Annotated in this window: 12 protein-coding genes; 8 read left to right on the forward strand and 4 right to left on the reverse strand. The window is 70.8% G+C overall.

Features of this window, described 5'->3' with window-relative positions:
- Nucleotides 1-76: 76 nt before the first annotated feature.
- The 6 genes from ACZ6TB_RS25215 to ACZ6TB_RS25240 all read left to right on the forward strand — a co-directional run bounded on the left by ACZ6TB_RS25215 (nt 77) and on the right by ACZ6TB_RS25240 (nt 4,843).
- On the forward strand, nt 77-559 hold the full coding sequence (locus tag ACZ6TB_RS25215; RefSeq protein ID WP_465557591.1) for a hypothetical protein: 483 nt from the start codon (nt 77-79) through the stop codon (nt 557-559).
- Nucleotides 556-1,590: an efflux RND transporter periplasmic adaptor subunit gene (locus ACZ6TB_RS25220; RefSeq protein ID WP_465557593.1), complete on the forward strand. Its 1,035-nt coding sequence runs from the start codon at nt 556-558 to the stop codon at nt 1,588-1,590. The genes ACZ6TB_RS25215 and ACZ6TB_RS25220 overlap by 4 nt, the downstream gene beginning before the upstream one ends.
- Nucleotides 1,587-2,288: an ABC transporter ATP-binding protein gene (locus ACZ6TB_RS25225; RefSeq protein ID WP_465557595.1), complete on the forward strand. Its 702-nt coding sequence runs from the start codon at nt 1,587-1,589 to the stop codon at nt 2,286-2,288. The genes ACZ6TB_RS25220 and ACZ6TB_RS25225 overlap by 4 nt, the downstream gene beginning before the upstream one ends.
- On the forward strand, nt 2,269-3,477 hold the full coding sequence (locus ACZ6TB_RS25230; protein ID WP_465557597.1) for an ABC transporter permease: 1,209 nt from the start codon (nt 2,269-2,271) through the stop codon (nt 3,475-3,477). The genes ACZ6TB_RS25225 and ACZ6TB_RS25230 overlap by 20 nt, the downstream gene beginning before the upstream one ends.
- Before the next feature lie 54 nt (nt 3,478-3,531).
- The gene (locus ACZ6TB_RS25235; RefSeq protein WP_465557599.1) at nt 3,532-4,404 is read left to right on the forward strand and encodes a hypothetical protein; all 873 of its coding nucleotides are present in this window, start codon (nt 3,532-3,534) and stop codon (nt 4,402-4,404) included.
- Nucleotides 4,405-4,501: 97 nt separating this feature from the next.
- Nucleotides 4,502-4,843 (forward strand): hypothetical protein, encoded by a 342-nt coding sequence (locus tag ACZ6TB_RS25240; RefSeq protein ID WP_465557601.1) that lies wholly within the window; start codon nt 4,502-4,504, stop codon nt 4,841-4,843.
- Nucleotides 4,844-4,915: 72 nt separating this feature from the next.
- Here ACZ6TB_RS25240 and ACZ6TB_RS25245 read toward each other — a convergent pair whose 3' ends face one another.
- Nucleotides 4,916-6,181 carry a ThuA domain-containing protein gene (locus tag ACZ6TB_RS25245; protein WP_465557602.1) on the reverse strand — a complete coding sequence of 422 codons (1,266 nt, stop codon included), beginning with the start codon at nt 6,179-6,181 and terminating at the stop codon, nt 4,916-4,918.
- A 1,108-nt stretch (nt 6,182-7,289) separates the two neighbouring features.
- Nucleotides 7,290-8,288: a LacI family DNA-binding transcriptional regulator gene (locus tag ACZ6TB_RS25250; RefSeq protein ID WP_465557604.1), complete on the reverse strand. Its 999-nt coding sequence runs from the start codon at nt 8,286-8,288 to the stop codon at nt 7,290-7,292.
- 103 nt (nt 8,289-8,391) lie between these two features.
- Between ACZ6TB_RS25250 and ACZ6TB_RS25255 the strand changes: the two genes are divergently transcribed.
- Nucleotides 8,392-10,314 (forward strand): discoidin domain-containing protein, encoded by a 1,923-nt coding sequence (locus ACZ6TB_RS25255; RefSeq protein ID WP_465557606.1) that lies wholly within the window; start codon nt 8,392-8,394, stop codon nt 10,312-10,314.
- On the opposite strand, the gene ACZ6TB_RS25260 is transcribed toward ACZ6TB_RS25255, so the two are convergent.
- Entirely contained in the window at nt 10,305-10,997 is a 693-nt protein-coding gene (locus ACZ6TB_RS25260; RefSeq protein WP_465557608.1) for an SDR family oxidoreductase, read from the reverse strand. The genes ACZ6TB_RS25255 and ACZ6TB_RS25260 overlap by 10 nt on opposite strands.
- A 58-nt stretch (nt 10,998-11,055) precedes the next feature.
- Between ACZ6TB_RS25260 and ACZ6TB_RS25265 the strand changes: the two genes are divergently transcribed.
- Nucleotides 11,056-11,427: a MerR family transcriptional regulator gene (locus ACZ6TB_RS25265; RefSeq protein ID WP_465557610.1), complete on the forward strand. Its 372-nt coding sequence runs from the start codon at nt 11,056-11,058 to the stop codon at nt 11,425-11,427.
- On the opposite strand, the gene ACZ6TB_RS25270 is transcribed toward ACZ6TB_RS25265, so the two are convergent.
- On the reverse strand, nt 11,415-11,750 hold the full coding sequence (locus ACZ6TB_RS25270) for a cupin domain-containing protein (protein ID WP_465557612.1): 336 nt from the start codon (nt 11,748-11,750) through the stop codon (nt 11,415-11,417). The two genes, ACZ6TB_RS25265 and ACZ6TB_RS25270, sit on opposite strands and share 13 nt — an antisense overlap.
- Nucleotides 11,751-11,770: the final 20 nt, after the last annotated feature.

Genomic DNA, 11,770 nt, shown 5'->3' on the forward strand with positions numbered 1-11,770 from the left:
GCCGGATCGGGCGTCACACCGAGGTCACTAAATCGCGGACCGTCCTGTGACCGCGCGATCCGTAGAACCGACAACCATGCGAATGAGAAACCTGCTCGTCCTGCTGGTCCTGGTGACGGCCGGCTGCGGCGGCAACGGAGACGAACCCACGGCGACACCGAGCTCGGCCGACCGACAGGCGCAGGCCGTGAAGTACTCGCAGTGCATGCGGGAGAACGGCGTGCCCAGCTTCCCCGACCCGGTCGACGGCCGGATCCAGCTGCGGGCGGAGAAGGGCAGCGACCTCGACCCGGAGAGCGCGACGTTCAAGAAGGCGCAGGAGACCTGCAAGCAGTACCAGCCGCCGGGCGCCGAGCAGCAGGGCCAGGGCGCCGCGCAGCAGGCCCAGGCGCTCAAGTGGGTGCAGTGCATGCGGCAGAACGGCGTGCCGAACATGCCCGACCCGCAGCCCGACGGCCGGATGCTGTTCACCGGCGGGAACGGCGCCGACCCGGACTCGCAGGCCTTCAAGGACGCCCAGCAGAAGTGCCGCGACCTGGCGCCGGGCGGCATGGGATGAGGCGGTGGGCGACGATCCTGCTCGGCGTGGCGCTGATCGGGGCCGGGGCGCTCTACTGGTCCCGATCGGGCGAGGCGGCGCCCCCGGTCGCCCGGGACGGCACGCCGGCGGTGGCGACCGCGCGCGAGGGATCGCTGAGCGGGCGGGTCGATCAGAACGGCACCCTGTCGTACGCGGCGCAGGCCGACGGCAGCGACTACCCGATCGTCAACCAGGCGGCCGGCGTCTACACGAAGCTGCCGGCGGCCGGTCAGGTGATCGCCTGCGGGCAGGTCCTCTACTACGTCGACGACGACCCGGTGTTCCTGCTCTGCGGCAACCGTCCGCTCTACCGCGACCTCGAGCGGGGCGACGACGGCTGGGACGTGGCGATCCTCAACCGCAACCTGCGCGGTCTCGGGTACGACGCCGACGCCGATGACGACTTCACGTGGGCGACCCGGGACGGGCTCGAGGACCTGCTCGACGACGACACGCTGGAGGTCGGCGAGGCGGTCGTGCTGCCCGGGCCGGTGCGGATCGCCGCGGTGACCGCGCAGCTCGGCGGCCGGGCCGTGCCGGGATCGCCGCTCGGCTCGGCGGTCACCACCCGCCGCGAGGTCGTGGTGCAGCTCAACGCCGCGCAGCAGGCCCAGGTCAAGGTGGGCAACCGGGCGCAGATCACGCTGCCGGACAACCGGGTCGCCGGCGGCCGGGTGAGCCGGATCGGCTCGGTGGCGGTCGAGAGCAAGGACGGCGCGACCATCCCGGTCTACCTGACGCTGGACAAGCCGAAAGAAGCGGGCACCCTCGACGCCGCGCCGGTGCGGGTGCAGATCATCACGGCCGGGGTGACGAAGGCGCTGATCGTGCCGGTGACGGCGTTGATCGGGGCGGGCGACGGCGGCTTCGCGGTCGAGCGGGTCGGCGCGGACGGCGGGCGCGAGACGGTGCCGGTCGAGCTCGGCCTCTTCGACGACGGCGCCGGGATGGTGCAGGTGCGCGGCGGCACGCTGCGGGCCGGCGACCGAGTGGTGGTGCCGTCCTCATGAGCGAGCCGGTTCTCGAGCTGGCGGGCGTCGTCAAGCGGTACGAGGAGGTGGCCGTGCTGCACGGCATCGACCTGCGCGTCGACGCCGGCGAGCTGGTCGCGGTGGTCGGGCCGTCCGGGTCGGGCAAGTCCACATTGCTGCACATCATGGGCACGCTCGAACGGCCGACGAGCGGGACCGTACGCATCAACGGCGTCGACGTGGCCGGGCTGGGCAACCGGGGGAGGGGCGACCGCCGGCTGGCCGACGTGCGCGCCCGCGACATCGGCTTCGTCTTCCAGCAGTTCTTCCTGGCCGCCCACGCGAGCGTGCTCGACAACGTGGCCGACGGCATGCTCTACGCCGGGGTCGACGCCGGCACCCGCCGGCGTCGGGCGGCCGAGGCGCTCGACCGGGTCGGCCTCGCCCACCGCGTGCGCTACCGCCCGGGCAAGCTCTCCGGCGGCGAGCGGCAGCGGGTCGCGATCGCCCGCGCGCTGGTCGGCCGCCCGGCGATCGTGCTGGCCGACGAGCCGACCGGCAACCTCGACTCGGCGACCGGCGCCACCATCGTCGAGCTGCTGCACGAGCTCAACGCGGACGGCGCGACGATCATCGTGATCACCCACGACCACGACCTGGCCGGGCAGATGCCGCGCCGGGTGCAGGTGCTGGACGGCCGGATTGTGAGGGACAGTCATGCGGCTGCGATTCACTGACCAGGCGCGGGTGGCCAGCGTCGGGGTGCGTGCCCGCAAACTGCGCGCCGCGCTCTCCGCCCTGGGCATCGCGATCGGCGTCGCCGCGATCGTGGCCGTGCTCGGACTCTCCTCGTCGTCGCAGGCCGGGTTGCTCGCCCAGATCGACCGGCTCGGCACCAACCTGCTCACCGCGAGCAGCGGCCAGTCGTTCGCCGGCGGCGCCGCCCAGCTGCCGTCGGCGGCCCCGGCCCGGGTCGGCAACCTCGACGCCGTCCGGCAGGTCGCGCACACCGCGGCGATCGACGAGGCGAAGGTCTACCGGACGCCGCTGATCCCGTCGATCAGCACGAACGCGCTGCGGGTGCGGGCCGCGAGCCTCAACCTGCCGGACGTGGTGGCGACCGGGATGGCCCGGGGGAGCTGGCTCAACGCGGCGACCGCCACCCGGCCGGTGGCGGTGCTCGGCGCGGTCGCGGCCCGGCGGCTCGGCTTCGACCGGGTCACGCCCGGCCTGCGGGTCTGGCTGGGCGGTCAGTGGTTCTACGTGGCCGGCATCCTCGCGCCGGCCCTGCTCGCCGACGAGCTGGACAGCAGTGTCCTCATCGGATATGCGGCGGCCGAGCACTATCTCGGCTACGTCGAGATCGAGGGCGGCCAGGCCGTCGCCGGGCCGCCGGACAAGCTCTACGTGCGGGCCGACACCGACCGGGTCGCGGCGGTGCAGGCGTTGCTGGCCCGGACGGCGAACCCGGAGTCGCCGAACGAGGTCGACATCGGCCAGCCGTCCGACGCGCTGACCGCGCGGGCGGCGGCCGAGGGCGCGTTCGACAGCCTCTTCCTCGGGCTCGGCGTGGTGGCGCTGATCGTGGGCGCGGTCGGCGTCGCGAACATCATGATCATCTCGGTGCTGGAGCGGCGGTCGGAGATCGGCCTGCGCCGGGCGCTCGGCGCGACCCGGCGGCAGATCCGGGCGCAGTTCCTGGCCGAGGCGGTGCTGCTGACCGTGCTCGGCGGTCTCGCCGGGGTGGCGGCCGGGCTGATCGCCACCGCCGTGTACGCCCGCGGCAAGGGCTGGCAGGTGGTGGTGCCGGTCGAGGCGTGGGCGGGCGGCATCGCGGCGGCCGTGCTGATCGGCGCGATCGCGGGGCTGGTCCCGGCCGTGCGGGCGGCGCGGTTGTCGCCGACCGAGGCGCTACGCACCGTCTGAAATCGACCGCGGTGAGTATTGTCCGGCCACGTTACTCACCGGTAACGTGGCCGGATGGAACGCCTCCTCACGCCCTCCGCACGCGGCGGATTCATGATCCCGCTGGCGTCCTGCGCCGGCCTTCAGGTGCTGGTCCTCCTGCTGCTCGGGGGCTGGCGGTTCGCCTGGGACTTCCGCTCGCCGGCCTCGGCGGCCACCATGGGCGCGGGCTATCTGGGCGGCCTGGCCATGCTGGCGGCGGCGGTGCGGCTGCGGCGATGGGTGGACGTACGCCTCGCGTACGTGAACACGTTGTCGCTGATGCTTCTGATGCTCGCCGTCACCCTGCGCCACCGCGGCGCGACCCACCTCGGCGGCGGCGACATCGTGGCGTTCGGGTACGCCTGGGGCTGGCTGCTGGTGCACGCGGCGGCCGTAGTTGTGGGCGTGGTGCTGCTGATCGGCCAGCTGCGGGCGCCCGGCCGCCCGTCGCCGCGCGCCGAGCCGCGAGCCTGGTTCACGGTGCTGCCGGTGGCGGTGGTCGCCGTGATCGGCACGGTGACCGGCCTGCTCGCGCTGCTGTTCCCGGTCGAGGTGGCGCCGCGCTGGCCGTGGCCGGTGTCCGAGTTGGACGTCTCGGCGCTCGGCGCGTGGGCGCTGGTCTTCGGCATCGGGTCGATGCTCGCCATCCGCGAGGGCGACCCCGACCGGCAGCGCGTGGGCGCGATCAACTACCTGGTCGCGGGCGGCGCGGCGGTCCTGGCGATGCTGCGCTGGGCCGGCGAGGTGGACTGGGCCTCGCCGTACGCCTGGATGTATCTGATCGCCATGCTGGCTCTCGCCCTGACCGGCTTGATCGGGTGGGCGATGGCCGGACCGGCCGAGCTCTGGACGTCTCCGGCGCTGCGGCCCGCGAACCGCTCCGACGCTTCGGGTTTTGCTTCCTGACCGCCTGCCGTTCACGCGCTGTGCGTCGGCCGTGTACGGACGGCCGCCACTCTCTGGGACGCGCGACCGACGATCCTCGCGCACCTCGAGGAGTTCCGTGGCTGCCGCACGATTTCGCATCCTGCAACACCGGTCGGTCATCACCTGGCGCCTGCTCGCCACCAACAACCGTGACCTCGGCCGGGCGCCGGTCGCCTATCTCAGCGTCGAGGCCTGCCACGCGGCCGTGCTCTGGCTCCAGCGGCACGCCGGCGAGCTGCGCATCGTCATGGTCCGCGCCGGGGCGTCCTCCTGGAGCTGGCGGATCCTCGCCGGCGAGACCGTCGTGGCCGTCTCCAGCCGCGATTACCAGCGCCGCATCCAGGCCGATCAGGCGGCAACGATCGCGCTCGATCTGATGCCCGTGGCCGAGCTGGTGGGCCTCGAGAAGTTCCGCTGAGATGGGGCACAGGTCGATCGGCTCGATGTTCGGCGAGCCGATCGACCCGCACCGCTTTACCGCGCTGCGCTCCTACAGCAGTTGGAAGCTCTGGGCGGCGGTGCCGTTGCAGGCGTACTGGACGAGCTGAACGCCGTCCGCCGTGCTGGCCGCCGGGACGTCCAGGCACTTGCCGCTGTTCCGGTTGACGAGGTGGTAGTAGCCGCCGCCCTCGGAGACGGACTGCCACTGCTGGTTCAGGCCCCCGCCGTACGCCCAAGTCTGGATCTTCGCATTGTCCGCGGTGGACACGTTGGTGACGTCGAGGGCCTGGGCGCTGTTGCCGCGGTTGTTGATCCGGACGTAGCCGCTGCCCACGTCGGCGAGCTGGTACTGCTGGGCGTTCGTGCCGTTGCAGGCATATTGCTGGATGACCGTGCCGTTGGTCGTTCCGGCCGCCTTGGCGTCCACGCACTTGCCGCTGTTCTTGTTGACGAGCTGCTTCCAGGTCGGATCGGCTGGGGGCGGCGTCGTCGTGCCCTGGCCGCCCAGCCACAACAGCCCGTTTATCAGCCACTGGTTCTGCTGGGCGGACGCGAACGTCGACGACGTACGCGTGTTGGTGTCATAGTTCATGCCGTTGTGACCGAAGTTCGCGTACAACATCTTGTAGTTTTTGTTCGTCCACATGATCGGGTAGTAACCGCTGCGCCACTGCTGGTTCGGGTCGCTCCCGACCGGGAACGTGGACGGGTCGAGCGAGGCCAGGATGTCGATGTTCGGGTTCTGCCGCAGGTCGTTGCTCCACGAGTACCACTCGCTGACCGATGACTGGATGGTCGCCGGCAGTCCCGCGGTCGACGGGTGGTTGCGGTCCTCGATCTTCAGCGTCTCGGCCGTGGGCCCCCAGGTGTTGGAGACGAAGTTCCCCGACCCCAGAAACGTGTTGTAGTACCAACTCCAGTCGCCGGCGCTGGTGGTGAACGCGCTGACGTGGAACCCGAGGAACCCGCCGCCGTTCTGCACGTACTGCTGGAACGCGGCCCGCCGCTCGACCGGCGGCCCGTCGTCGAGGAACATGATCACCTGGTACCCGGCCAGCCCGCTCGCACTGAGCCGGCTCCAGTCGGTGGTCGCCTCCCAGCTGAAGCCATACTGGGCGCCGGCCTTCGGGAACCACTCCTTGGCTTCCTTGTCGAAGTCGATGTGCGCCGCGTCCCAGGTGCCGTTGTAAAAGGCCAGCACCTTGAACGGCGTGGCCGCCGCCGCTGCCGCGGTTTCCACGACCAGCCCGGTCGACACCGCCGTGAGCAGGGAAATTGCCGCCACGAGGGCGCGTCTGAACAGTCTTCTCGCCACGATCCATACCTCGGGGATGAGAGCGGTAGGGGAAGCGGCGCCGCTGGCTCACATCCTCAGGCATCGATGTCTGGTATCACAAGGTTAAGAGCCCTAATAGTTAAACTAACTTCCGAAGGATGGGGTGGGGGTTGGGGGTTGGGGGTGGGGTGCGCGCCGTGGGGGTGTTGGTGCTCGTTGCTCTGCTTGCCCCGGGTGCGCTGTGACAGGGGCGTGAACGTGGGCGGGTGGCTGGGGATAACTCGTGGGAAGTGTCGTAGGTGGGCTCTAATCTGGCCCCACCCAGTCGAGGGTGGGGGTGTGTTAGGCCGCGAGGCGCGCAGGGCCGGGAGGCGTTGGCGGTCGCGTGAGCTTGGAGCCGGGGTGCATGGGCGCGCTTGCGTGAGCAGCGCAGGTGGGTGGGGATAACTCGAAAGAAGCGTCGTACCCGGGCTCTAATTTGGCCCCACCCAGTCGAGGGTGGGGGTGAGTTGGGCCGCGAGGTGAGCAGAGCCGTAAGGATCGCGCCGGGCGGCCGTTGCGTGGCGGCCGCATGTGGTGGCTCACGGCACGGCGATGGGTGACCGCTCGCATTGTGGCGCGGGCCGAAGATGGCCGGCGGGCGGCAGGCGGAGCGGGCGGCTCGGGCCGCGGGTGGAGCGGCGGCCGAAAGGCGCGCCGAGGTGAGCAGAGCTGCGCGGGTGGAGTGCGGCGCGGGCGGAGTGCGGCGCGGGTGGCGGGTGGCGCGCCGAGGTGAGCAGAGCTGCGCGGGTGGAGTGCGGCGCGGGTGGAGTGCGGCGCGGGTGGAGTGCGGCGCGGGTGGCGGGTGGCGCGCCGCGGTGAGCAGAGCTGCGCGAGCGGAGTGCGGCGCGGGTGGAGTGCGGCGCGGGTGGCGGGTGGCGCGCCGGGGTGAGCAGAGCTGCGCGAGCGGAGTGCGGCGCGGGTGGAGTGCGGCGCGGGTGGCGGGTGGCGCGCTGAGGTGAGCAGAGCTGCGCGGGCGAGTGCTGCGACGGGCGCTGCACAGGCTGACGGGTGGCGCGCCGACGTAAGCAGAGCTGCACGTGCAGAAGCGGGGCGGGACGGCGCGCGGACGCGGTCCACAACGGGCGGGCAGAGCCGGGGCGGAGTCCTAACGGGACGCCGGCCCCGTCGAATCGCGGACTATCAAATCGGTGGCCAGCTCGATGTGCAACGCGTCCAGGCGGTGGCGATTCAGCAAACGCAGCAGGAGGCTTACGGCCATCCTGCCCATCTCCTGCAACGGCTGGCGGACGGTGGTCAGCGTCGGGCGGGTGGCCTGGGCCAAATCTATGTCGTCGAAGCCGGCCACCGAGAGATCGTCGGGCACGCGAAGACCCCGCTGGGCGGCGGCGGCCAGGGCGCCCGAGGCGGCCTTGTCGTTGAAGCCCAGTAACGCGGTGGGGCGGTCCGGTAAGTCGAGCAAGCGCTGGGCGGCCTCGTAACCGAAGCGGACCGTGGGCTCGCCCGGTAGGGCCAGCGACGGGTCGGGGAGGACGCCGGCGTCGGCCAGGGCGGAGACGTGGCCGGCTCGGCGGGCGGTGCTGGCCAGCCAGTTGTCGGGGCCGGCGATCAGGCCGATACGGCGGTGGCCGAGCTCTACCAGGTGATTGGTGAGACTGCGGGCGCCGGCGAAGTGGGCTGCCGAGACGGCGGCTATGTCGCGGGGGACGGTCTCGCGGGGGTCGACCACGACGAAGGGAAAGCCGGCCTCCTGAAGGGACAGCAACGCGGCGCCGGGCTCGGGGGGCAGGACGATGATCGCGCCGGCGATGCCGGGGCGGGACGCGAGCGTGGGGAGGACGTCGTGCTCCTGGGTGGCCTCGCCCGCATTGAGGAAAACCTGGCGTCCATGCAAATCTAGCGTTTCGGCAATCGATGACACGATAAGTCCGAAATAGTCCGTCAAAAGGTAGGGGCAGCGCAGGAAGATGGCGCCCGGCGGGGAGGGGCGCCGGGAGGAGACCGAACCGCCGAGCTGCGAGATTGTCCGCTGGACGAGATCGCGCGTCTCGGGGGCGACATGGGACTGGTCGTTGAGGACCCGCGAGACCGTCGCGATGGACACCCCGGCATGGGCGGCAATGTCCCGGACCGTCACACGTTTCATGACCGCAGCATAGACATTGACGTGCGGCGCAGGTCAGTGGTTACCTGACCGATATCAGAAACGTTTCGTGGTTGTTTCAGCTTGTTACATCGGGAGAGAGCCCATGGCCAGCCTCGGAACCGCCGCTCTAACCGCCCTCGTCCTGGTCGCCACGCCGGTGGCGGCGCAACAGCAAAAGCAGCCGGTGGCGGCGCAACAGCAAAAGCAGCACCAAAATCACCCCACCGCGGCCCACGTCTGGCTCACCACGCCCGACGGTCAGTACAAGATGACCGACGCCGGCACGGTTGAGGCGGGGAACGCCGTCGATGGAACGACCCCGACCATCGTCATCGACCAAAACCGGAAATATCAGGAGATGGTGGGGGCGGGGGCGTCCATCACCGACTCCTCGGCGGCGGTGCTCTATCGGCTCGACCCGCAGGCCCGCGACGCGGCGATGAAAGCGATCTTCCAGGAGGATCGCCTCAACTTCCTCCGCCAGCCGATCGGCGCCTCCGACTTCACCGACGAGCCGGCCTACACCTATGACGACGTCCCGGCCGGGCAGACCGACTACGGACTGCGCCACTTCAGCGTCGCGCACGACCGCGCCCAGATCCTGCCGCTGCTTCGCCAGGCCAAGCGCCTCAACCCCGAGGTCAAGGTCATGGGCACGCCCTGGTCGCCGCCCGCGTGGATGAAGACGAACGACTCCCTCGTCGGCGGCCGCCTGATCGACACTTCGGCGATCTACCGGTCGTACGCCGCCTATCTGGTGAAGTTCATCAAGGCATATCAATCGGAGGGCGTACGCGTCGACTACCTCTCGCTGCAGAACGAGCCCCAGAACCGGGCGCCATCCGGTTACCCGGGAATGGATCTGCCGTCCTGGCAGGCCGCCAAGGTGATCGAGCAGCTCGGCCCGATGCTGCGGAGTGAGCACCTCAACACCAAGATTCTCGGGTACGACCACAACTGGACCGAGCATCCGAACGATGCCGCCAACACGCCGCCGGACGAGACCGCCGACATCAATCACTACCCGCAGGAACTGCTCGCCTCGCCGGCCGCCCGCTGGGTCGACGGCACCGCGTACCACTGCTACTCCGGCGACCCGAGCGCGATGACCGCCCTGCACGACGAGTTCCCGAGCAAGGACATCTACTTCACCGAGTGCTCGGGCAGCCAGTCCGGCAACCCGGCCGACACGTTCTCGGACACGCTCAAGTGGCACGCCCGGAACCTGATCATCGGCAACACCCGGAACTGGGCGAAGACGGTCGTCAACTGGAACCTCGCCCTCGACGAGACGAACGGCCCGCACACCGGTGGCTGCGGCACCTGCACGGGCGTCATCACCGTGGGCAACAACGTCACATACAACGCCGAGTACTACACACTCGGGCATCTCACCCGATTTGTCCGACCGGGAGCGACCCGCGTGGCCAGCACCTCGTTCGGCACGACGGGCTGGAACGGCCAGGTCATGGACGTGGCGTTCGTGAACCCGAACGGCGAGACGGTCCTGCTCGCGCACAACGAGAACGACAACCCGCAGGCGGTGAACGTCCGGTTCGGCGACGAGCAGTTCGCCTACACGCTGCCCGGCGGCGCGCTCGCGACCTTCGTGTGGCGAAGCAAGAAGGACAACCACGACCGCCCGATCGCGCCCACCGGCTGGACCGCCACCGCGAGCCCGGCGAGTGCCACCGACGTGCCGGCCAACGCGGTCGACGACGACGCCAGCACCCGCTTCAGCTCCGGCGCCGCCCAGCAGCCCGGCCAGTACCTGCAGGTCGATCTCGGGAAGGTCCGGCGCATCGGCCGGATCGTCTTCGACACCGGCGCCTCGACCGGCGACTACCCGCGCGGCTACACGATCACCGCGTCGACCGACGGCATGACCTGGGGGCCGGTGCGGTCGGTCGGCGCGGCACAATTCGCGACCGGCTACCCGCGGAACCCGGTCCGGTACGTCCGCATCACGCTGACCGGCGAGTCCGGCAGCTGGTGGTCGGTGGCGGACGTCCGGGCCTACTGCTGAGAGGTGTAGAACCGGCTCGGGTCCGCGGCGAGAGAGGCCTTCACCTGGGCACTCCACTCGTCGGCCAGGACCTCGAGCCGGTTCTCCTCGATCCCGTCCAGAGCGGCGGCCACCACCGTGGACGGCGCGGTCTTCGGGCCGTCGTAGCCGGCCATCATGTCGGTGTCGGCGGCGCCCAGGTGCAGGCCGGTGACCAGCGTCTTCTGGGCCGCGAGCTCCAGGCGTACGCCATTGGTGAGGTTCCAGGCCGCCGCCTTCGCCGCGGCATATCCGCCCGCGCCCGGATAGGCGAACCAGGAGAGCGCCGACAGCACGTTGAGGATCGCGCCGCCGCCGAGCCCGGGCGCGAAGGCCCGGATCATCCGCAGCGTTCCCCAGAAATGGGTGTCCATCTCGCGCCGGAGCAGCTCGAGGTCCCCGCCGACCAGGTCGGCGCCGGTCGACACCCCGGCGTTGTTGACCAGCAGGGTGACGTCCGTGGCAACCGCGGCGGCCGCCGCCACCGAGGCGGGGTCGGTGACGTCGAGCGCCAGCACCTCCACGCCCGGGATGTCGACGAGCGACGGGCGACGCGCCGTGGCGTACACCTTCGTGGCGCCGCGGGCGAGAAGCTGGGTGGCGAACTCGCGGCCGAGACCGCGGTTAGCGCCCGTGACCAGGGCAATCGATCCGGAAATGTGCATGCCGCTACGCTAGAACCTGACGTTGACGTTAGAGGCAAGTATGGCGACGGAGGTCACAGTGCGTATCGGCGAGCTCGCCACCAGGTCCGACGTGAGCGTCCGGGCCCTGCGTTACTACGAGGAGCAGGGGCTGCTGGCCAGCGACCGCAGCGGCAGCGGGCAGCGCCAGTACCGGGAGGCCGCGGTCGACCGGGTGCGCCTGATCCAGAGCCTGTACGCGGCCGGCCTGGCCAGCCGCACGATCGCCGAGCTGCTGCCGTGCGTCGACGCGAAGGTCAGCACGCCGGCGTCGCGGGGCCGGCTGGCGGCCGAGCGCGACCGCATCGACCGGCAGATCGCGGAGCTGACCGAGACCCGCGACCGGCTCGACGCGATCATCGAGTTGACCGAGAGCCCCGAGCGCAGCGGCTGCACCATTCAGGCTACGTAGAGCTTGCGGATCGGGGAGGTCACCTCCCACGTGGTCTCGGTGCCGGCGTCCAGTCGCACCAGGTCGCCGGGGCCGACCTCGACCGAGGCCTCGCCCACGGTGATGATCGCCGCGCCGGCCAGCACCAGGAAGACCTCGTCGATCTCGACGTCCCGGGCGACGCCGACCGACATCTCCCAGACGCCGATCTCGACGCCCGAGTCGCCGAGCTCGGTGATCCTCGTGGTGCCGAGCGTCGGTGCGCCCGACACCACGTCCGTAGCCTGCGCGGGGGTGTGCTTGACCGCGACGTCGGCCAGGCGGAAGACCTCGACTCCATCCATGCCCGAACGATAACCGGGAA

The sequence above is a fragment of the Actinoplanes sp. NPDC051537 genome (assembly GCF_055586105.1).

Coding starts and splice junctions, on each gene's coding strand:
- ACZ6TB_RS25250 (WP_465557604.1), bottom strand. CDS start 8,288: ATGAAACGTGTGACGGTCCGGGACATTGCCGCCCATGCCGGGGTGTCC.
- ACZ6TB_RS25260 (WP_465557608.1), bottom strand. CDS start 10,997: ATGCACATTTCCGGATCGATTGCCCTGGTCACGGGCGCTAACCGCGGT.
- ACZ6TB_RS25255 (WP_465557606.1), top strand. CDS start 8,392: ATGGCCAGCCTCGGAACCGCCGCTCTAACCGCCCTCGTCCTGGTCGCC.
- ACZ6TB_RS25220 (WP_465557593.1), top strand. CDS start 556: ATGAGGCGGTGGGCGACGATCCTGCTCGGCGTGGCGCTGATCGGGGCC.
- ACZ6TB_RS25235 (WP_465557599.1), top strand. CDS start 3,532: ATGGAACGCCTCCTCACGCCCTCCGCACGCGGCGGATTCATGATCCCG.
- ACZ6TB_RS25230 (WP_465557597.1), top strand. CDS start 2,269: ATGCGGCTGCGATTCACTGACCAGGCGCGGGTGGCCAGCGTCGGGGTG.
- ACZ6TB_RS25215 (WP_465557591.1), top strand. CDS start 77: ATGCGAATGAGAAACCTGCTCGTCCTGCTGGTCCTGGTGACGGCCGGC.
- ACZ6TB_RS25270 (WP_465557612.1), bottom strand. CDS start 11,750: ATGGATGGAGTCGAGGTCTTCCGCCTGGCCGACGTCGCGGTCAAGCAC.
- ACZ6TB_RS25225 (WP_465557595.1), top strand. CDS start 1,587: ATGAGCGAGCCGGTTCTCGAGCTGGCGGGCGTCGTCAAGCGGTACGAG.